At 69.4% G+C, this 21,233-nt stretch carries 15 protein-coding genes and 1 pseudogene; 3 read left to right on the top strand and 13 right to left on the bottom strand.

Annotated features, from left to right (window positions below):
- Positions 1–104: 104 nt before the first annotated feature.
- From BKN37_RS15630 to BKN37_RS15600, 8 genes and pseudogenes are all read right to left on the bottom strand, one after another.
- Positions 105–1,058, bottom strand: coding sequence for a Ppx/GppA phosphatase family protein (locus BKN37_RS15630; protein ID WP_071027437.1), 954 nt, complete (start codon positions 1,056–1,058; stop codon positions 105–107).
- A complete protein-coding gene (locus tag BKN37_RS15625; protein ID WP_071027428.1) occupies positions 1,055–1,546 on the bottom strand; it encodes a DUF501 domain-containing protein in 492 nt (163 codons plus the stop codon). The genes BKN37_RS15630 and BKN37_RS15625 overlap by 4 nt, the downstream gene beginning before the upstream one ends.
- Positions 1,539–2,162 carry an FtsB family cell division protein gene (locus BKN37_RS15620; RefSeq protein WP_071027426.1) on the bottom strand — a complete coding sequence of 208 codons (624 nt, stop codon included), beginning with the start codon at positions 2,160–2,162 and terminating at the stop codon, positions 1,539–1,541. Before BKN37_RS15620 ends, BKN37_RS15625 begins: the two co-directional genes overlap by 8 nt.
- Before the next feature lie 15 nt (positions 2,163–2,177).
- Complete coding sequence (eno, locus tag BKN37_RS15615) at positions 2,178–3,464, bottom strand: phosphopyruvate hydratase (RefSeq protein ID WP_071027424.1); 1,287 nt, start codon at positions 3,462–3,464, stop codon at positions 2,178–2,180.
- Positions 3,465–3,518: 54 nt separating this feature from the next.
- Positions 3,519–4,253: a lytic transglycosylase domain-containing protein gene (locus BKN37_RS15610; protein ID WP_071027435.1), complete on the bottom strand. Its 735-nt coding sequence runs from the start codon at positions 4,251–4,253 to the stop codon at positions 3,519–3,521.
- A gap of 138 nt (positions 4,254–4,391) precedes the next feature.
- Positions 4,392–6,989, bottom strand: coding sequence for a LuxR C-terminal-related transcriptional regulator (locus BKN37_RS15605; RefSeq protein WP_071027433.1), 2,598 nt, complete (start codon positions 6,987–6,989; stop codon positions 4,392–4,394).
- Positions 6,990–7,084: 95 nt separating this feature from the next.
- Complete coding sequence (locus tag BKN37_RS27855) at positions 7,085–8,179, bottom strand: catalase family protein (RefSeq protein WP_083341824.1); 1,095 nt, start codon at positions 8,177–8,179, stop codon at positions 7,085–7,087.
- A 9-nt stretch (positions 8,180–8,188) separates the two neighbouring features.
- Positions 8,189–9,967: pseudogene (locus BKN37_RS15600) on the bottom strand (peroxidase family protein); the annotation flags it as partial.
- A gap of 258 nt (positions 9,968–10,225) precedes the next feature.
- Between BKN37_RS15600 and BKN37_RS15595 the strand changes: the two are divergent.
- The 3 genes from BKN37_RS15595 (at position 10,226) to BKN37_RS15585 (ending at position 13,619) form a co-directional block, all read left to right on the top strand.
- Positions 10,226–10,525, top strand: a complete 300-nt coding sequence (locus BKN37_RS15595; RefSeq protein ID WP_071027422.1) for a hypothetical protein — start codon at positions 10,226–10,228, stop codon at positions 10,523–10,525.
- Between the two features lie 296 nt (positions 10,526–10,821).
- Entirely contained in the window at positions 10,822–12,330 is a 1,509-nt protein-coding gene (locus BKN37_RS15590) for a S8 family peptidase (RefSeq protein ID WP_071027431.1), read from the top strand.
- A gap of 17 nt (positions 12,331–12,347) precedes the next feature.
- Positions 12,348–13,619 (top strand): alpha/beta fold hydrolase, encoded by a 1,272-nt coding sequence (locus BKN37_RS15585; RefSeq protein WP_071027417.1) that lies wholly within the window; start codon positions 12,348–12,350, stop codon positions 13,617–13,619.
- A gap of 23 nt (positions 13,620–13,642) precedes the next feature.
- On the opposite strand, the gene BKN37_RS15580 is transcribed toward BKN37_RS15585, so the two are convergent.
- From BKN37_RS15580 to mfd, 5 genes are all read right to left on the bottom strand, one after another.
- Entirely contained in the window at positions 13,643–14,182 is a 540-nt protein-coding gene (locus tag BKN37_RS15580) for a peptidoglycan recognition protein family protein (protein ID WP_071027416.1), read from the bottom strand.
- A 5-nt stretch (positions 14,183–14,187) separates the two neighbouring features.
- Complete coding sequence (locus BKN37_RS15575; RefSeq protein ID WP_105369528.1) at positions 14,188–15,291, bottom strand: hypothetical protein; 1,104 nt, start codon at positions 15,289–15,291, stop codon at positions 14,188–14,190.
- 2 nt (positions 15,292–15,293) lie between these two features.
- Complete coding sequence (locus BKN37_RS15570) at positions 15,294–16,490, bottom strand: hypothetical protein (protein ID WP_165618348.1); 1,197 nt, start codon at positions 16,488–16,490, stop codon at positions 15,294–15,296.
- 289 nt (positions 16,491–16,779) lie between these two features.
- Positions 16,780–17,868, bottom strand: coding sequence for a nucleoside triphosphate pyrophosphohydrolase (locus BKN37_RS15565; RefSeq protein ID WP_071027409.1), 1,089 nt, complete (start codon positions 17,866–17,868; stop codon positions 16,780–16,782).
- A partial coding sequence (gene mfd, locus BKN37_RS15560) for a transcription-repair coupling factor (protein WP_071027429.1) occupies positions 17,865–21,233 on the bottom strand: 3,369 nt, incomplete at its 5' end. The genes BKN37_RS15565 and mfd, both read right to left, overlap by 4 nt.

The following is a 21,233-nucleotide window of genomic DNA, read 5'->3' as shown; positions in this document are numbered from 1 at the left end:
CACCCGCACCGCCCACCCGCGCCGAACGTGCACTCAGACCGAAAAATCCGCGAAAATCTCGGTCTGAGTGCACGTTCGGCGCAAAGAAGCGAAAAGACGAGACGTCAGGCGATGGACAGCGCGATACCGTCCAGGATGTCGTGCTCGCTGACCGTCAGCTCGGTGATGCCGGCCCGCTCGCGTAGCGCATACGCCAACTCCTGCACGATGATCGCCCCGCCCCCGATGACATCGGCGCGGCCCGGATGCATCGGCCCCAGCGCCGACCGCTGCGCGCGGGTCATGCCGATCAGCCTGTCGCAGACCGCCAGGAGCTGGTCGTAGCCGACCCGCGAAAGGTGAATGGCCGCCGAGTCGTACACCGTCAGGTGGTGGGCCAGCGCGGACAAGGTGGTCATCGTCCCGGCCACCCCCACCCAGGTCCGGGCGCCCTGCACCGGGACCACGCGCAGCGCGTCGGCGAGCCGCTCGCGGACCACGCCGCGCGCCGCCGTCACCTCGGCGGCGCTGGGCGGGTCGGAGTGCAGGCAGCGTTCGGTCAGCCGCACACAGCCGATGTCGGCCGAGTAGCTGGCCGACACGCCCTCGGCGGCGGTCCCGACGACCACCTCGGTGGACCCGCCGCCCAGGTCGACGACCACGAACGGCGCACCGGCGGAATCTAATTCGTCGACCGCGCCGCGGAAGGACAGCTCGGCTTCCTCGGCGCCGCTGATCACCTCGGCGCCCACCGCGCGAGAAGGCACCACCGCGCCGAGCACCTCGGCGGTCATCGCGAAAAAGTCATCCCGGTTGGCGGCGTCGCGGGCCGCCGACGTGGCGACCATCCGCACGTCGCCGACCCGGTGGGTGCGCAGCAGCGCGGCGTAGTCGACCAGCGCGGCCCGGGTCCGCGCCACCGCGTCCGGGGCGAACTCACCGGTGGCGTCAACGCCCTGACCCAACCGCACGATGCGCATCTCGCGGTGCACCTCACGCAGGTGGGCGCCCACCGCGTCGGCGATCAGCAACCGAATCGAGTTGGTGCCGCAGTCGATTGCGGCCACGCGGCGCGTCACGCCCACTGCCCCGGCACCAGGAGGCCGGCCATGCCCGGCTCGGCGGCCAGGATCGCCAGCGTCTCGTCGCCGAGCGGGTTCACCCCCGGCCCTTTGGCCAGCGAGTGCGCGATCAGCACGTGCAGGCATTTCACCCGCTCGGGCATGCCGCCGGCCGAAAACGTGGTGCCCAGCGGCTCGATCGCGTCGCGCTCGGCCAGATACGACTCGTGGGCCCGACGGTAGGCGGCGGCCAGTTCGGCGTCCCGGCCCAGTCGCTCGGTCATCTCGGCCATCAGACCGGAGGATTCCAGCCGGCTGGCCGCGGCCGTCAACACCGGATGGGTCAGGTAGTACAGGGTCGGGAACGGGGTGCCGTCGGGCAGCTTCGGCGCGGTCTTGACCACGGCGGGTTCCCCGTTGGGGCAGCGGTAGGCGATGTCGAGGATCCCGCGGGGCGGACGGCCCAGCTGCCGGGTCACCGCCTCCACGTCGGCCGGGTCAACCACCGGGCTGCGCGGGGTTCGGCGGCGGCGCCGGCGCGGCCGGCGGGCCGTGCGGTTCGTCGGCGATGGTGTGCCACAGCGCGGCGTACCAGGGGCCTTGGCGGGCGGCGGCCTCGGGACCGGCGCCGGGTTCGGCGGGAGCCGCCGCACCCGGGGGCACCTGCACCTGGTACGGGGTCTCGCCGGGCATCACGTAGCCGAGTCGCTCCCGCGCCTTGGCTTTGATGTAGGCCGGGTCGGCCAGCTTCGTCTTCTGCTCCTGCAGGTCAGAGATCTGCTGGCGCAGCTTGGCGTCGACGGCGGCCAGCTGCTTCATCTCGGTGCGCTGCGCGAAATACGTGCGCACCGGGCCGGCGATGGTCAGGGTCAGCACGCAGATCACCGCGGCCAGGATCGCCGCCCGCCGCGCGGTGAAACCCAGCCGCTGCTCGGAGCGCAGCTCCGCCGACTCGGTGATCGACCGTCGGATCGGCTCCACCACCGGTTCGGGTTGGGCCCGCGGCTCCCGCCGCGGCGCCGCCGGCGACTTGCGGGGGCGGCCACGGCCCGAACCGCCGGGCCGGCCCGGCCGGGAGGCCGGGGACCGTCGTTTCGGATCGGGCCGTTTCGCGTCGGGCATGACGGTTGCCGGTGGTTACCGGGGCTCCGGAGCGTAGCGCGGGAACGCCAAATCGCCGGCGTATCGGGCGGCGTCGCCGAGCGCATCCTCGATCCGCAGCAGCTGGTTGTACTTGGCGACGCGTTCGCTGCGGGCCGGCGCGCCGGTCTTGATCTGCCCGCTGCTGACCGCGACCGCCAAATCGGCGATCGTGGTGTCCTCCGTCTCGCCGCTGCGGTGGCTCATCATGGTGCGGTAGCCGCTGTGGTGGGCCAACGCCACCGCGTCCAGCGTCTCGGTCAGCGTGCCGATCTGGTTGACCTTGACCAGCAGCGCGTTGGCCGCGCCCCGCTCGATCCCGTCCTCGAGCCGCTCGGGGTTGGTGACGAACAGGTCGTCGCCGACGATCTGCACCCGGTCACCGATCGCGGCGGTCAGCGCCACCCAGCCGTCCCAATCGTCTTCGGACAGCGGGTCTTCGATGGACACCAGCGGGTAGGAGTCCAGCAGCCCGGCGTAGAACTCGGTCAGCTGCGCCGCGGTGCGGGTTTGCTTTTCGAACGCGTACCCCCCGTCGGAATAGAACTCGGTGGCCGCCACGTCCAGCGCCAGCGCCACCTCGGCCCCCAGCTTTAACCCGGTGGTCTCGATCGCCGCGCTGATCAGGTCCAGCGCCGCGGTGGTGCCGGCGACGTCGGGCGCGAACCCGCCCTCGTCGCCCAGCCCGGTGGCCAAGCCCTGCTTTTTGAGCACCGCCTTGAGCGCGTGGTACACCTCTGCGCCCCAGCGCAGCGCCTCGGCGAAGCTGGGCGCGCCGATCGGGGCCACCATGAACTCCTGGACGTCGACGCCGGTGTCGGCGTGCGCGCCACCGTTGAGGATGTTCATCATCGGCACCGGCAGGATGTGGGCGTTCGGCCCGCCCAGGTAGCGGAATAACGGCAGGTCAGCGGAGTCGGCGGCGGCTTTGGCGACCGCCAGCGAGACGCCGAGGATCGAGTTGGCGCCCAGCCGGGACTTGTCGGGGGTGCCGTCGAGATCGACCAACGCCTGGTCAACGAGGCGCTGGTCGTCGGCGTTGAGGCCGATGACGGCCGGGGCGGCCTCGTCGAGCACGGCCTCGACCGCCTTTTTCACGCCCTTACCGCCGTAGCGGGCCCCGCCGTCGCGCAGCTCGACGGCCTCATGCTCTCCGGTCGAGGCGCCGGACGGTACCGCCGCGCGGGCGAACGTGCCGTCGTTGAGCGCCACCTCAACCTCGACCGTCGGGTTACCGCGGGAATCGAGGATCTCGCGGGCTCCGACCTGCTCGATGATGGGCACTAGGTTCTCCTTGCGTCGCGGCTGGCGGGACGCCCCTAGCCTAAGGCGTGCCGCTCAGAGCGGGTGACCGGCCGCATAGGCGGTGGCCCAATCGCGCACGGCGCGCGCGTACTGGGTGGAGTCGTTGTAGGCGTGCAGCGCGGTGATCCACCCCCGCGGGGTGGCGAGATTCTTTCCGCTCCAACACAGATAACCGGCCGCGGAGAGGGCGGCGTCGTCGATATTGTCGACGTCCACCTTGCCGTCGTTGTTGGCGTCGACCCCGTAGAGCCGCCAGGTCTCCGGAATGAACTGCATCGGCCCCATCGCGCGCGCCACCCCGTCGTCGTCGGCGAGCTCGGTCTGCTCGCTTTCGATGATGCGCATCGTGCCGCCGGTGCCGTCGAGCCGCACCCCGCGGATCGGCGGCCGCACGTCGCCGTTGGACGCCAACGCGGCGTGCCGGTAGGTGCCGTGATGGCTCTCGATCTGCCCGATCGCGGCCAGCGTGGGCCAGGCCACATGGCACTTCGGGTTCTCCACCTCGGCGACCCGGGCGGCGTAGGCGTAGGCCTCCAGCGCGGTCACCGGGATGCCCAACGCCGGGGCCCGCGCGGCCGCCCAATCATGCAGCTGGTCGGCGGGTCGGCCCTTGGTCAGGTGGGTGTCCACCGGCGGCACCGGATCGCCGGCCGGGGGCGGCACACCGGCGGGGATGGGGACACCGAGTTGCCACGTACAACTGGATGCCAATAGCAGCGCCGTCGCCCCCACGACGACGACCGCGCGCAGCCAACGTACCGGCGACACCACACTCCCTTAACCACGTTGTCCCCTGGACCATCGTTACACGCGTTTCGGTGTCGCCGACTCCAAGGCGGCGGTAGGCACGCCGCCGACGAACCGGGCAGCCACCCATCGCGGCTGCTCGGCACCGGTTTGATCGGGTCAGGTGGCCAGGTCGTGCCACACGATCTTCGCGAGTTCGTCGCGGTCGGCGACATCGAGTTTGATGCAGGCGCGGTAGATGTGCCCCTCCACCGTGCGCACCGACACCGTCAGCCGCTCGGCGATCTCCCGATTCGACAGGCCACCGGCGATCAGTGCGGCGATCTCCCGCTCGCGGGAGGTCACCGGCAACGGCCGGGCCGCGGATCTGACCGCCGGCGTCACCGCCCCGTCGCAGTGGGTGGCCAGTCGCAGGGCGCGGGCCCCGGACTCCGCGCTCTGGCGCCGCCGGCCGGCCCGGTCATGAAGCGGTACCGCTTCTGCGGCGGCGTCCGCGGCCGACAACATCAGGCCGAGGTCTTCGAATTCAGCACTGGCCGCGTCCAGCGCGGTGGCATCGGCGGCGGCGATGCCCGCCGCATGGCGGGCGTACACGGGCGCCACCGATCCCTGGACGCGTTTGGCGAGTTCGGCCAACCGGCTGGCCACGGTGCGGTCACCGAACCTCGCGGCGTGGTGCAATGCCTCCGCCTCGGCGGCGTACTGGCCGCACGAGTGCGCGAGATCCGCCGCCGCGCGGGACAAGTCGACTGCGGACCGTGGGCTGCCTTTGGCGGCGGCGACCCACGCTCGGGCGATCATCAGTTGCGGCTCCCACAGCGCCTCGTGCCGGCCGGTGTGCTCCTTGGTGTCGTCCAGCACCCGTTCGGCTTCCTCGACTCGGTTCAGCGCGGCGTACGCCCGCACCAGCAGCAGCCGGGCGGGCAGCTGCCAGGGCAGCGAGGTTTCAGCGTTGAGCGCCGCGATCGCCTGTTCTAGTGACGAGATGGCGTCGCGGAATTTCCCCCGGTAGGTGGCGACCAGGCCGGCCATGATCTTGGCGATAGCCCACCCGAGGAACTGTCCGGTCGAGGAGAACTGCGCGTATTCGGCGGCGCGTCGATCGGCCAGGTCGAGTTCGCCGAGGTAGGTGAGCGCCAGCACGTCGCCGTAGCGCACCATGACCCGCAACATGCCGTCGGTGGCTTTCTGCTCGGCGCGGCACCGGGCGGCGGTCGATTCGAAATCGCGTCCGCGGCCGGCGGGCGGCATGCCGAGTCCCGCGGCAAAGGCGGCCCAATCGACGGCCTGTTTGGGGGCGTTCGGATCCGCTAACACCCGTTCGGCCGCCGCCAATCCCTCGGCAATGTTGTTCTGGTGCACCGCCATTGCCGACCCGGTCGCATCGACGATGAGCTTGAGCGCCGGGTGCTCGACCCGGGTGTGTAACAGCTCCAACACCTGGTCGGCTTGGACGGTATCGCCCATCGACCAGTGCAGGATGGACAGCCGAGGGATGCCCCACTGGACGAGCTGCAGCTCATCGAGGTGGTCGGGGTCGAATCGGGTGAGGATCGCGTCGGCTTGTACCGGGTGGCCCTGCCACAGCAGCGCCCGCGACAGTAGCTCGGCGGCCCGCAAGCCGCCGCCGCGCTCAAACGCCGCACGCGCCAACCGTTCCCCGAGCGGGAGGTTCGATAAAAACACCGCATCTTTGGCTGCGCTGATGAGCAGGTCCATGTCGATGACCTGGTCACTGTCGACACACAGTTGCGCCAGCCGGATGCGTCCGGCGGCTGAATCGAGCTCACGCTCCCGAATCACCTGCACGATGCGACCCCGCAGTGTGCGGGCCGAGGCGCTGCCGACACGTCGTCGCACCACATCGCCCAACAGGGGGTGGCTGAATCGGGCATGGACCTGCGCGCCGTGGCGTTCCACCCGGAGCAGGCCTTGGACCTCGGCCGCGTCCACCGCGGCCTCGCCGGCCAACTCACACAGCGCACCGATGTCCAGCGGCTCGCACAGCGACAACAACTTCAGCGCCTGGACAGCTTCGGTGCCGGCGCGATCGAGGCGGTCGTCGAGTAGCGCCGCCAGCCCGGACGGGACGACGGTGGGCCCGCGGAGCTGCCACACGCCGTTGACTTCGGTCAACGTCCCGGCCTCGACGGCGCCTTCGACCAAGTTGCGCAGAAACAACGGATTACCGCCCGACGATGTCCACATGATGTCCGCGCTGAGCCCCTCGAGCGTCCCGCCGAGGACCGATTCGACCAGCGCAACGCTTTGCTGCTTGGTTAACACCGGTAGCTCAAGGCGCTGTAGGTGTCCGTCCTTCCACAGCGCCGTCACCGCGTCGGGCACCGGTTCGCCGCTGCGCAGGGTCGCCACGACCCGCGCGGCCCGCTCGACCACGATCTGGTGCAGCAGGGTGGCGGAAAGTTGGTCCAGCAGGTGTGCGTCGTCGACGCCGATAACGGTGTCCCCGTCGGCTAAAAGCGATTCCCGCGCCGAGACGATGAGCTCGATGGGGTCGCGGGATGGCGAGGCGTGCACCCATAGCGCGAACGCCCCCAGCGGGATACTGCGGGAGGATTCGGTGCACGCCGCCCAGTGCACCTTCGACGGCAACGTGGCGGTGACGGTGCGGGCCAGCGTCGTCTTGCCGACGCCTGCGGCACCCACCAGCACCACGCCGCAGCTGTTCCCGTCGCTCAGCGCGGATTGAATCGCCTGGTGCTCCACGGGCCGTTTCAGCAATCGCCAGCGGCCCACCTTGGACTGACCGCGGCCGTCGCCGTTAACACTGGGAAGAATCGTGTTCGGGCCCTGCACTGGTTGCTCCTGCCGTGGGACAGCTGCGCCGGTTGTCAGTCCGGCAGCTGCGCGATATCGGTCGGTTCGATGCGCGGCGCGGCGTTCACCGTGTGGCGGAACTGGCTGGACGCCTCATACACCTGCTTTTTGAGCCGGTTGATCGACCCGAGCGGGCGGTGCTCCGCCAAGGCACGCCACGAGTTGAAGGACAGCACGTCGTCGCCGAAGGCACGCCGCTCCGGGCTGTACGGATTCTGGCGGGGGAAGGTGATCTTGGCCACCGGCCGGTGCGGGGACGCGTCCTCCGACCAAGGCACCGTGGCGTCTTCGATGGGCATCGTCACCGGATCGGTGCACAGTTGTACCCGCAACTCGTACTCCGCGCTGTTGGTGCCGAAGAACTCGAGGATCAGGTCGCGGTGGGCGTCTTGCCCGGCGGTGCGGGGCACCAGCTGCCCGGTCAGGCTGGTGACCGCATCCGACAACGGCGCATACAGCATCTTCGCGACGTAGTCGCCGTAGCGCAGCGGCGCCGACGAATAGAACGTCTCGCCCAGGATGTGGGTGTTGGGCGCGACGAACACCGCGAGGTTCGGTGGCAGCCGGACGCCGACCCGGGTGGCCGCGGCCAACACCTCGCTGCCCGCCCACAGCACCCGGTCCGGCAGCATCGCCAGCAACTGCGCGGTCGGCATGCCCTGCACGCGGTAGGCGTGGGCGTCGGCGAACAGGAACTCGCGGTGGGTCACCATGATGAAGTCTTGGGTGGTGGCGTCGTCGTCGGGCAGGGCGCGCGGGCCGTGCACGCCGAGGACCTTGATGCCCAGTCCCCGAACCCCGCGGATCTGGTCGCTGCGCAGCACCCCGGAGGTGGTGGACAGCCGGGCGATAACCGGGTAGGTCGCCGGCGCGGCAAACAGCCCCTGCGCCAACTCGTCGGGCAAATCGGGGTAGACGGTGAGTTCCCCGCGCAGGATCGCGTGGCTCTTGGCGTGCGCGTCCCGCAGCCCGTGCTTGAACTTGCGGTAGGCCCGTACGTTGTTGCCGTGCAGCGCCTTGACGATGCTGTCAACGTCCGCGTCCTCGTCGGGCCGGGGCCGCTCCAGGTTCTCGTGGTAGCGAACGTAGCTGCCGCCGCTGGAGGTCAGCGTCGCGGGCGCGCGATTCGTCGGGTTGACAGGCCGCCAGGGCGCGAACGGATTCGCCACCCCGTCCAGGGCCGGCGCGAGCGCGGGAAAGTGGCGCAGCAACACGGTGCGCATGCTGTTGTCGTTCACCCAGTCCATGCCGGCCTGGGTGTAGATTTCCGGACGGAAGTCGCGGGTGAAGAAGCGATCGCTGGCCAGCCGCCGCGATGCCATCAGCACAAAGATCCGAAATGCGGTGTCGCTGAACCCAAATCCTGGTGGCTTGGGTTCGGCATACAATCCGATCATCAGATCGACCCGCTCCACGTCACCATAGATCTGTCGCAGTTCCTCGGCCCACACCGGGTTGTCGGTCAGCTCCTCGAACGACGCGACGGGTTTGAGGCGAAGCAGACGTCGGAACTCGTTGTAGCGCGGCACGCCTCGCTCACGCACCCGCAAGATGTCGGTGGTGGCAAGGTCGAGCAGCGAACCGTCCGCCCGGTTGAACTGCTGCAGGTGTCGGGGGAAATTGTGCAGGGTGATCGCACCGGGATGGGAGCGGCCAAACGAGTAAAGGAGATCCGCCATGGGCAGCTCGGCCAGCCGCTCGCGCACATGCAGAACCGTCAGGTCGGGCAACGTGTGCGCGGCCAGCACGCAGTCGTCGCGCAGCGATCGGAACAAGAAGTCGTCGGGAATGAGCGGATGCATCCGGTAGACGGCCACGAATTCCTCGGTGAGCGAGTAGGGAACCCCGTGGTGGTCGGTGGGTGAGCCGGGAATGCCCTGTAACACCTCGCTGTCGCTGATGCGCCCGAAGCGGCGACGGAATCGTTCCCCGAGCACCCCGAACCAGTTCGCCCGCATTGCGTAAACGGTGGTGGGATGAGCGATGATCGCCGGGGTCCAGTCGATGGTGTGGATCTTGGCGATCAGGGCGGAATTGACCAGGCGGGCCTTGGCGTACAGTTCCTGGTCGGTCAGCCGCGGGTATTCGGTGGCCAGCCGTTCGCATATCGCGTTGTGCTCGCGCATGAACAACGAGTGCAACATGGCCAGACCGACCCAGAAATTGCCGGCGACGCCGCTCAAGTCGACGTACTGCTCCAGGTCGGCGGGCGGCAATCCCAGCTCGTCGATGCGGAGTTGACCGTGGTGTCCCGAGCGCAGCCCATTGCAGAAATCCGGTGTCGATCCATAGATTTGCGACGCATCCCACCAGTGGGTGTCGGCGGTCACGTAGGTTGGCGGGCCATCCGGGTCGGGGCTGGGGTCGGGCGCCGTCCGCTTGATCGTCATGGGCCGCTCGGGCCACGGATCGTGGTCGTGCAGCGGGATCTGCCAGGGTTTCGGGTCGACGGTGTTGTGGCTGAACCAATCGTGGACCTCGAATTGGATCCACGCCGCGGCGAGCAGATTGAGCGTGGTCGCGGGCTGAAAGTACTCGCGGGTGAGCAGGCGCCGGCTGATCAGCCGCGGATTGGGGTCCAGTAGCCGCGCGGGGTCCTCCGGATAGGTGTACGGGAGCGGAACGTTGCGGCCGAACCTGCTGCCGATCGAGCCCATCAACGGGTCGTCGACATCGTTGTCGGTGCCGTTGAGGGTGCGCGCGCCGACCCGGTTGCTGAAGGCGGGCCCATCGGCGGAGGGCCTATCGGCGGCCCCCCGGCCGACGTCGTACAGGTTATAGGCGCGCAGCTGGTTGCGAAGCCCGACGAGCACCAGAATCGCCAGCGGCCGAGGCAGCCTCGACCACCCGATCGTGCGATCCGCCAATTCGGCGATTCTCGACAGGACCCGCGACATTGTTGCCGTCACTCCGCGCCGCCCGCCTCCCGGTCTGAAACGAATGGACACCTCGATTGTCGGGGGCAGTTTCGGGAAGCACACGAGTAATCGATTACTCCATCTTCGACGCAACCAGGCCGCCGGACCGCCGTCTACCTGCGCATCTGTCGCGGTGCGCGGGCGAAAACACGTAGTTGGCCACTCGTGCCGCGGCCGTTCAACGGCCCTAATTTTCTTGCATCAGGAACGGATCGTCCGATGTGAGGAGAGATCGAAATGTCGTTGTATTCGCAAACCGAGCCGGCCAACCCGGTCGATGCGGTCAAAAATGCCCGCTCCCCCGCCGAAAGCACGCAGTCGGCGACGGCGGTGCTCATCACCGAACAGGAAGTGCTGTTTGGCACGGCGGCGGCCGTTCGCGCACCGCGCACCGGTGCCGGCCAGCGGTTCACGCGGGCGGTACAGCAGATGCTGATGGGATTGGTGGCCTGGGTGAGCGACCCGCGACCCCACTACCCCAACACCCGGGATTACCTAGAACCCTCGCGCATGGCGCGCGAGATGCTGAGGCTATGAGCACCGCGGTGGCCGCGTGCGCGGCCGTGCTGACCGTGCTCACCGCCAGCGGCCTGCACGAGTTGCAGCTGCGGCTCGAGCGCTGGGACTACGACCGTCATCTCGAGGACTAACCAGGCCTTGTCGCCGGCAACCCCGAGGAACGAGTAGGTGAATACTCCTGTGCCGTACGCCGCGTCGCGCCACAATCACTGCATGTCGCAAGGGCTGAGCACCGTAGTCGGCGGCGCGGCGCGCCCGGAAGAACCCCGGCCGTGACCGCCGATCCGCCGCCGCGCGGTTCGCGTCGGCCACCGATCGTCAGCCGGCTGCTGCTTGCCCCTGCGAACAAAGTCCCGCCGGCCGCCCATCGCGCGATGCGCTCCGTCGAGCAGGGCCGCCGGGTGGTTCTCGTCGAATTACGCCTGCCGCCCGGGGCGGACCCGGCCGCGGTGCGAGAACAGTTCCACGACTTGTTCACGCGGGTCTTTCGGGGACGCAATCGGCCACCGTCGCCGGTCCCGATCGGCCGCCACTATATGCGCTGTGTGTTGGCCACCAACGAGGTCGAGCGACTTGTCCAAGGCGGCGCCCGGCCCAGCGCAGCCGCCACCCAGCGGGCACTGGCGTTGATCTACCACGTATGGCCAGATTTCGTGGTCGACGCTCATCTGGATCGCTCGGTTACGACCATCCAAGCGGATGCGGCGTCACGCACATTCCGGTGCGACGGTACCGGCGTGACCTGGGCGGTGATCGATTCCGGAATCAACGAGCACCACCCGCACTTCACCGGGACCAACACGCTGTCGGCGAGCTCGGTGGCCTCGCTGCACTGCGATTTCACGATCACCGACCCCGCGAGCGCGACAACCGGATCGGCCCCGCTCACGGACCCCTTCGGGCACGGCACCCACGTGGCGGGCATCATCGCCGGTCAGGCGCCGGCGGATCACAGACTCGTTCGCATCGCTGCCAACGAGCCGACCGCGCAGGGGCTCCCGCGATGGGTTCAGCGAAGCCTTCCGCCCGGTGCGACGCTGTCCGGGGTGGCGCCCCGGGCGAACCTGGTCAGCCTGCGGGTGCTCGACGACAGTGGGCAGACCCTCTCCAGTGCGGTGATCGCCGCTCTCGATCATGTGCGCACCATCAACGGCGGCGGCCGGGACCTGGTGATCCACGGTGTGAACCTGTCGCTCGGCTGCGGCTGGCTGATCAGGGATTACGCGGCCGGGCAAAGCCCGCTGTGCCGGGAGCTGGATCTGCTGGTCGGGACCGGGGTGGTCGCCGTGGTCAGCGCTGGCAACTTGGGTGCCGGGGTGGTCGGTGCCGGCGTCGGCGCCGCGGCTGACGGCGCGAGTGGTGACGTTTATGGGCAACTCTCCACCATCACCGACCCCGGCAACGCCGCATTGGCGATCACGGTCGGTTCGGTACACCGCTACAAACCGCACACCTATGGCGTCACCTTCGACTCGTCCAAAGGCCCCACCCTGGACGGGCGACTCAAACCCGACCTGGTGGCGCCCGGTGAACGCATCACCTCCGCGGCCACCGGGCAGCTGGCCGCCGGGGTTCCGCCGCTCGCCACCGGACCGGGTGATGCATCGGATCTAGCTTGCTACATCGAAGACAGTGGCACCTCGATGGCCGCCGCCCACGTCTCGGGTGCCATCGCGGCGTTCCTGTCGGCGCGCACCGAGTTCATCGGCCAGCCGCAACTCGTCAAGAAGATCTTCATCGACACCGCAACCGACCTGGGGCGCCACCAGTTCTTCCAAGGCGCCGGCCTGGTCAACCTGCTGCGCGCCCTGATGAACACCTAGGACCGAAGGAAGCCACCATGACCGCCATAGCTGGACTGCCGTACTACGAAATCGATTTCAACGCCGACGGCACCCTCAACACGACAACCGGCCACGGCGACGGCGGACTGCCGGCAGCGGTCGCCGCCGGTGGCATCACCGACCTGTTCGTCTTCGCGCACGGCTGGAACAACGGGGTCGACTCTGCCCGTGACCTCTACCAGGCGATGTTCACGCTGTTGGCCGACCAGCTCGGCGCCCGGGTCTCCAGCAGCGCGGCCGTCGGTGTCCTCTGGCCGTCGTTGCTGTTTCCCGACGACGATCCGGCCACCGCGCCACCGATGCCGTCCAGCGGGTCACAGCTGGCCACTGCCCTGGCGCCGGCGTTCCCCGACCAGCAAACCCATCTCGACACCTTGGGTCAACTGCTCGATGATCAACCCCAGGACCCGGCCAAACTGACCGAATTCCACACGCTGGCCAGCGATCTCGTCACCACGAAGCCGCAAGGCAGCGAGGACACCGGGGAAGCGGCGCTGCTGGCCGGCCCGTCGACCAACACCGCCGCCGTGCTGGGCCATGCCGCCGCGATGGCGCCGGTCGGTGCCAGCAACGCGCAGGGGCTGGGCAATCCGTTCGCGGGGCTGTGGTCGGGTGCTCGGGAAGTGTTGCGCACGCTGAGCTACTACGAGATGAAGAACCGTGCCGGGGTGGTCGGCGCGAACGGCCTGGGTCCGTTGCTGGCCGGGCTCCCCGGTCCCCCGCGCATTCACCTGATCGGCCACAGTTTCGGGGCCCGGCTGGTTTCCTACGCGCTGGCCGGCCTGCCCGCCGGCATGACCGCGACGGCCAGCCCCATCAAGTCGCTGACCTTGATCCAGGGTGCGTTCTCCCACTTCTGCTTCGCGGCGTCGCTGCCCTTCGATCCCGGCCGGGCCGGCGCCCTCGCCGGGCGCAACGCGCGGGTGGACGGTCCGCTGCTGGCGACGTTCAGCAGCGCCGACCGGGCGGTCGGCTGGTGGTACCCGGCCGCGAGCATGCTCGCCCGCCAGGACGCCGAAGCCGCGCAGGATCTCGTATACCGTTGGGGTGCAATGGGGCACGACGGATATCAAAACGAGCCCGCCGCCGAGGTCACCCCGCTCGCCGACGCCGGCAAGCCTTATGACTTTGTCCCGCACGGGTTCTACGCATTGGACGCCAACGCCGTCATCGCCGCCAACCAGTCGGCGTTCAGCGGCGCCCACAGCGACATTCGGCACCCGCAGATCGCCTGGGCCATCGCCGCGGCGGCGGGCTGCACGCCCTGACCGGCGCCCGGGCCGTGGGTGGGTCAGCTGGCGAGGTGGGTGACGAGCCGCGCGGTGATATCGGTGCGGAATCGGTCGAGATCGAGGCCCCCCGGATCCCATTTGCGCGGATTCCACTCCCGGTGACCGATCACGTGCGAGGCGGGTTGGCCCAGTTTGCCCACGATGGCGGCGCAGCACCGCACCAAGGCGTCGTACTGGACGGGGGCCCAGCCTTCGGTACCGGTATTCACCGCCTGCACCCCAACCGTGTGCCGGGCCGCATCGTTGGCGGGCAGGCCCGGATACTGCCCGGCGCGGACGTGCGGCGTGACGCCCGCCGCGATCACGGTGACCGTGCCATCCTGGGCGAGATGAAGCTGCGCAAGCGGGCCCGCCAACGCGGCGGTGCCGGCAGCGATCCGCTGCGGCGGTGCTTCCTCGGCTCCGGTGTGGTGGCAGATGACACCCCAGATATCGGTGAAGTCGCCGTGACCGCGCGTCCGCCAGCCGGGGAACTCGATGACGTCGAGGCCTTCGGCGCGCAGGACCCGAGGCAGCCAGAGCAGGTTGGTCGAAGACATGTCCCTCACTGGTCCTGGTCACGTTGGGAAGCACTGCCCGGATCCTTTGCCGCGTCGCGGTTGGGGGTGGGAATGCTGTCGAGCACATTCTGGGTTTGGATATCGATCAGCCGGGTGAAGGCCTGCTGTGACGCGCCGAAGATCAGCGCGTAGGCGACAAGTTGCGCCGTGCCTGCGGCGGCGACGTCCGGACCCAGGATTCCGGCGCGCAGCAGCAGCAGTCCGGCGACCGCCGTCAGCGCGCCGGTCGGCAGCTTCACCAGCAGGGAGGCCATCGGCACCGCGTACGGCGTCGAGGAACCCCGCATTCGGCGAATCGCCACCGCGCCCACCAGACTGGCACTGAACAACCCGATGAGTTCGACCACGAAAACGTCACCACTGGCCGGTGCCCACCCCCCGGACGGGCAGGTGGCCACCATCTGGCGGGTAGGTGCGCACAGCACAACCCAGTCCGGTGCCCGCCAGCCGAGCAGTCCGACCCCGACCGCGAACAGCGTGAGCACGAAGGTGGCCCCGAACAGGATATTGCGAAAGCTTCGGGTCTTGACGTGTTCGTCTGCGCATGCCGCGTAGACCGCCCGCATATCTTGCGCGATGGCATCGCGGTCGCCATCGTTCAGCGGTACCTTCGCCGCGTAGCGGCGAAGGTCTTCCACGCGGGCATCGTGTGGTTTGAGGAGGAGGGCCGCGTCGGCGATGATGGTGGGCAATTTCGCGGCGACGGCGCTCGGCGGCGACAGCCGGGTGAGCGTGACCTCGACCGCGTTCATGTGGGCCAGTGCCCGCGCGATATCGACCCCCGTCCAGGCATACCGCAGTCCCGGACGGCTTTTGACGATCGCATCGGCGGCGCGCAGCCGCTCCTTGGCGTCGACCAGCCGGCGCCGCTCGGTCGCGGTCAGGGTCTCCAACCGAGTGATCAGACAGTCGACTTCGACATCAAGCGCGAGGATCCGGCTTTGTGCATTCTCTCGCCAAGCGGCGTGCAGCCGTCGTTTCGCCGGCTGAATGGGCGGCAGGGCCGGTGTCGTCGAATCCGTACGCGCGGCGCCGCCGGCCATCCAGCCGGTGTCCGTGTTCGGACATTTCCCAATTGTCTGGGTCATGGCTACCCTCCTCCGCCTGGACGAAGGTCGCCGTCCGACGGCGCATACTCCGCCGAATCCCGAACGAGCACGGACGGATTCGCCTTGACGATCTGATTCGCCGTGTCGAGGTGGGTGAACTCGTCCTCGATGGTTGCGCGGGTGCCGAAGGTCGTCATCAGGGTGGGCAGCTCCGTCACGGGAGACGGGGTGTCGACCACGATGAAGCTTCTCAGCACCGGATGATCCGACACCAAGTCCTGAATGGCGCCTATCGAGGCGAACTGGCTCTCCGCGCACAGCACATGCGCGGCCCCGCCCTTCCAGTCATGCAACTTTCCCGCCTCGTCAAAGAAGGCGAGTGGATCCCGCCACACCGAGACCCGAGGCGGGTAACACGTGTGGACGTCCTGCATCATCCGGTGGGTGGCAACGATTGCCTCCACCGACAGGCGCACCAGCCGGACGGTTCGCGCGTCGATATCGATCACCCGCTGCCACCCCGCCGTTTCTCCGGGAGCCAGGACAGCATCGTCGTAGGGGGCGGCGAACAGATCGGCGTAGAGCAGCCGGGCGTCGGCTGCCAGGGTCGGCGTTTCGCGGTAGTGCCCTCCCAAGCTGCGCCCCAGCGGGGTGAGCCCGGCCAGCAGGGTGTCGGCGGTGGGCGGGTCTGCCGGCGTCCCAACGGGATAGGAGGTGACTCGCATCAGCCCGACGTGCAGCTCCGCCCCGACAGAACCGCGGTTGTGCAGGGTCAGTTTCGCCAGCAGATGGACGACCGAACCGGACGAGCCGATTGGCGATAACTCGGTGCTGATGTCGACCAGCGGGCTTGCGGACGCGGGCAGGTACTCGGTCTGCATCCAGAACTGACCCAGACCCACCATCGGGAACAGTGCGACGACGACGGCCGCGCCCTTGCTGAAGGCCCCGCGTGCATAGCGGCCCAGGTAGAGCACCCACAGCAGGCCAATCCCGCCCAACGTCAACGCAACACCCGTCACCCCCAGCAGCTGACGTGCGGGGCTGCGCTCATCGACCATCCACACATAGACCGCCAGCCCCGCGACGAAGATCTGGCTCAGCATCGCGGTGAGTGCGGCAGCGCGGGATCCCTTGGCGAGCTGAACCACCGCCAGCGCGCAGGTGATGCCGATCCCGCTCAACAACGCCGTCCCGATCAGGTCCCAGGCGGTGCTGGTCAGCGTCGCATTCCGCACGGCCAACCCGATGATGAGTGCGGCATCGGTGCCGATCCAGCAGGCAAGCGGGATCCGGCGCGATCTGGGCAAGCCGGCGAGTTCGGGTGGCGGTTCGTCGCCCGCCGCCTCGTGGTGGTCGACTTCGGCGATAGGGCGCTCAAGTGTGACCTTCACCCAGGCTCCTCCGGGCAGTTCCGACGCCCGCCGCGGGCGCGTAGTTGTGGACATCGCCCATGCTGCTCGCCGGAGCCGGCGCGGGTCACGAGTAGCCAACTACCCGAAAAGACCCGGTCGCCTCAGAGCCAGGTCAGGTGACGGGCTCCTCGCGGTCCGGCTGATCGTCGGTGGTGTCGTCGGCCTCCGCCGTCTCGTCCCCCTCGACCTCCGCCGCTTCCTCGTCGGCCTCGGAGACGGGCTCGTCCTCCACCTCGTCGGGCGACTCGACGGTCTCGTCGACCGACGTCAGCCAGTACGCCCGCCACTCCTCTTCGCTGATCTCGCCGAGCGGGGTCACGTCGAGCTCCTCCGGGACGTCAGCACCCCGGCGCCCGGCGGCGATGGCCTTCTCGGTGTCGCGGACGGCGTCCATGAACTCCAGCACCGCTGTGCGCAGCTTGGTTTCGGCGTCGATGTCGGTGGTCACCGCGATCGAGGAGATGTCCGCGGGAATCAGGTCCGCGGGCAGCCCGGCACGGCTGGCGCGCTGAATCACCTTCTGCGCCAACGCCAGGGCCGGTTGCCCGGTCGGCACATCGTCCATCACCGAGGTCCGCGGCTTGTCCTTCTTCTCCAACGCCTTGCGTTCTTCCCATTGCGCCAGCTGGTCGTCAAGCGAGATCGCTTCCCCGGCAAGCACTGCCGGCACCCGGTTGCCGAGTTTGCGCAGCAGCGTGTCGGCGACGTCGTCGATGGTGAACGGGTGATGTGGCGCGTCTTCGGCGATGCGGGCATGGAAGAGCACCTGCAGCAACACGTCGCCGAGCTCTTCGCGCAGCTCGTCGGCGTTGCCGGACCGCACGGCGTCGAACAGCTCGTAGGTTTCCTCCAACAGGAACCGGCGCAGCGAGTCGTGGGTCTGTTCGCTTTCCCACGGGCCGGCGGTGCGCAGTTTGTCCATCATCGCCACGGCGTCGATCAGCCGTTCGCCCGACGGCGGCTCCGGCGCGGCGATCAGGGTCTCCCCCGCGGCGAGCCGGGCGGCGACCTCGGGGTGCTCGCGGTCCGAGGACAACAACACCGGGGCGTCGGCGCCGGAGTGCGCGGGCCGGGCCGAGGGCAGCGACCAGGGCACCGCCACCGGCATCTCTTCGGTGTAGGCCACCTCGCCGGCCAGCAACTCGATGGCCTCGACGGGCACCAATGCTGGGCGGCGCGGGTCGACCAAGACGACGGTCATGAGCGCGACTCCTCCCTGGCCCCGCCGGGCGGCACCAGGCCGGTTATATCAACTTCGCCCTGCGGTTTGCCATCAAGCGCCAAGACCAGGTCGGCCACCATCTGCACCAGTTCAAGATCACGGATCCGGGGCGCGCCGACACCGCCGCTCGCCCGCGGGATCGGCACCTGCACGGTGGCGGTGGTGGCACGGTAGTGCGCGCCGGGATAAACCCGCTTCAGCCGCAGCTGCGCCGAGTCGGGCAGCGTCAACGGGGCCAGCCGCAAGGTGGACGCCGACACCGCGCTCACCTCGGTGATGCCGTAGCCGCGGCACAGCAACCGCAGCCGGGCCACCGCCACCAGCAGCTGGGCCGGTTCGGGCAGCGGCCCGTAGCGGTCGACCAGCTCCTCAACAACGGCGCCCACGGCGGCCTCATCGGCGGCGGCGGCCAGCCGCCGGTAGGCCTCCAGCCGCAACCGGTCGCTGCCGATGTAGTCCGGCGGCAGGTGGGCGTCCACCGGCAAGTCGATGCGCACATCTTTGGGTTCGGTGCTGGTGACGGTCTGCCCGTCGGCGGCGGCCCGGTACGCCTCGACGGCCTCCCCGACCAGCCGCACATACAGGTCGAACCCCACCCCGGCGACGTGCCCGGACTGTTCGGCGCCGAGCACGTTGCCGGCGCCGCGGATCTCCAGGTCCTTCATCGCCACCGCCATGCCGGCGCCCAGCTCGTTGTTCTGCGCGATGGTGGCCAGCCGGTCATAGGCGGTCTCGGTCAACGGCACGTGCGGCGGGTACAGGAAGTAGGCGTAGCCGCGTTCCCGGCCGCGGCCCACCCGGCCGCGCAGCTGATGCAGCTGGGACAGGCCGAAGGTGTCGGCGCGCTCCACGATCAACGTGTTGGCGTTGGAGATGTCCAGCCCGGTTTCCACGATCGTGGTGCACACCAGGATGTCGAAGTCGCGGTTCCAGAACCCCTGCACGGTGGTCTCCAGCGCCTCCTCGGGCATCTGGCCGTGCGCGACAACGACCCGAGCCTCCGGCACCAGCTGGCGCACCCGGGCGGCGGCCGCGTCGATCGAGCTGACCCGGTTGTGCACGTAGAACGCCTGCCCGTCGCGCAGCAACTCGCGCCGCAGCGCGGCGGCGACCTGCTTGTCGTCGTGTGGGCCGACGTAGGTCAGCACCGGGTAGCGCTCCTCGGGTGGGGTCAGGATCGTCGACATCTCCCGGATCCCGGCCAGGCTCATCTCCAGCGTGCGCGGGATCGGGGTGGCGCTCATGGTCAGCACGTCGACGTGGGTGCGCAGGCTTTTGATGTGCTCTTTGTGTTCGACGCCGAACCGCTGCTCCTCGTCGACGACGACCAGGCCCAGGTCCTTCCAACGCACCCCGGTCTGCAGCAGCCGGTGGGTGCCGATCACGATGTCGACGGACCCGTCGGCCATGCCGTCGACCACGGTCCGGGATTCGGCCGGGTCGGTGAACCGGGACAGGCCCTTGACGGTGACCGGGAAGCCGGCCATCCGCTCGGAAAACGTCTGCAGGTGCTGGTCGGCCAGCAACGTGGTGGGCACCAGCACGGCGACCTGTTTGCCGGCCTGCACCGCCTTGAACGCGGCCCGCACCGCGATCTCGGTCTTGCCGTAGCCGACGTCGCCGCAGATCACCCGGTCCATCGGCACCGGCTTTTCCATGTCGGCCTTGACCTCGGTGATCGCGGTGAGCTGGTCGACGGTCTCGGTGAACCCGAACGCGTCCTCCATCTCGGCCTGCCACGGGGTGTCCGGCCCGAACGCGTAGCCGGCCGAGGCCTGCCGCTTGGCGTACAGCGCGACCAGCTCGCTGGCGATCTCGCGCACCGCCTTGCGGGCCTTGGTCTTGGTGTTGGTCCAGTCGCTGCCGCCCAGCCGGGACAGCGCCGGGGCCTGCCCGCCGACGTAGCGGGACAGCTGGTCCAACGCGTCCATCGGCACGTACAGCTTGTCGGATCCACCACCGCGCTTGGCCGACGCGTACTCCAGCACCAGGTATTCGCGGCGGGCCCCGCCGACGGTGCGCTCCACCATCTCCACGAACCGGCCGATGCCGTGCTGGTCGTGCACCACCAGGTCCCCGGCGGTCAACGCCAGCGGATCGACGATGTTGCGCCGCTTGGCCGCCAGCCGCTTGCCCTGCGGGCCGGTGGCCCGGTTACCGGTCAGATCGGTTTCGGTGATCACCACTAGCTGCGCACCGGGCACCACCACACCGTCGTGCAACGGGCCCCGCAGCACCCCCACCACCCCCGGCTTCGGGGGGTCACCCGGGTCCAACAGCGTTGCCGGCGTGTCGGATTCGGCCAGCTGCTCCACGACACGGTGCGCGGTCCCGACGCCGGGCGCCACGACGGCCGCGCAGCCGCCGGTGGCCACGTGCGCGCGCAGCATCGCGAAGATCTCGTCGATGTCGCGCTGATGCCCGCGCGCCGACGGGGCCGCGCGGACATCCAATTCGATGGCCGCCTCCCCGGACAGCTGGCTCAGCGTCCACCACGGGTGCCCGGCCTGGCGCGCGACCGCCGCCGCCTCCTCGAGTTCCCGAAACCCCGATCCGCCGAGCTGCTCAACGTCGATGGGCGCATCCCCGCCGACCGCGGCCACCGACCAGGACGCCTCCAGGAACTCCCGCCCGGTCTTGATCAGGTCGGCGGCCCGGGCGCGGACCTTCTCCGGGTCGCAGACCAGGACCGCGGTGTCCGGGCCGAGCTGGTCGGTCAGCAGCGACAGGTCGGCCGGACGCAGCACCGGCAACAGCGCCTCCATGCCGTCGACCGGGATGCCCTCGGCCAGCTTGGCCAGCATGTCGGCGACCGTGCCGGTGACGGTGTTTTCCGTTTTGGGGTGCTGGGCGGCAAGGTCGGCCGCGCGGCCGCGCACCTCAGCGTCGATCAGCAGCTCCCGGCACGGCACCGCGACCACGGTGTCCACCGCGATCTCGGGGATGGAGCGCTGATCGGCGACCGCGAACATCCGCATCTCGGACACCTCGTCGCCCCAGAACTCCACCCGCACCGGGTGCTCGGCGGTGGGGGCGAACACGTCGAGGATGCCGCCGCGCACCGCGAACTCGCCGCGTTTACCGACCATGTCCACTCGGGTGTAGGCCAGCTCGACCAGCCGGGCGATCACGTCCTCGAAGCCGATCTCGGTCCCGACCGCCAGCGTGACGGGCTCGATGCGGCCCAGCTGCGGGGTCATCGGCTGCAGCAGCGAACGCACCGTGGTCACCACCACCCGCAGCGGCGGCCCCAGCCGGGCGTCGTCGGGATGCGCCAACCGGCGCAGCAGCAGCATGCGGGCGCCGACGGTGTCCACGCCCGGGGAGAGTCGCTCGTGCGGCAG

The sequence above is a fragment of the Mycobacterium talmoniae genome (assembly GCF_001854525.1).
In the GTDB taxonomy this organism is placed as follows: Bacteria; Actinomycetota; Actinomycetes; order Mycobacteriales; family Mycobacteriaceae; genus Mycobacterium; species Mycobacterium talmoniae.
This window is presented reverse-complemented; position numbering and strand designations above follow the sequence as displayed.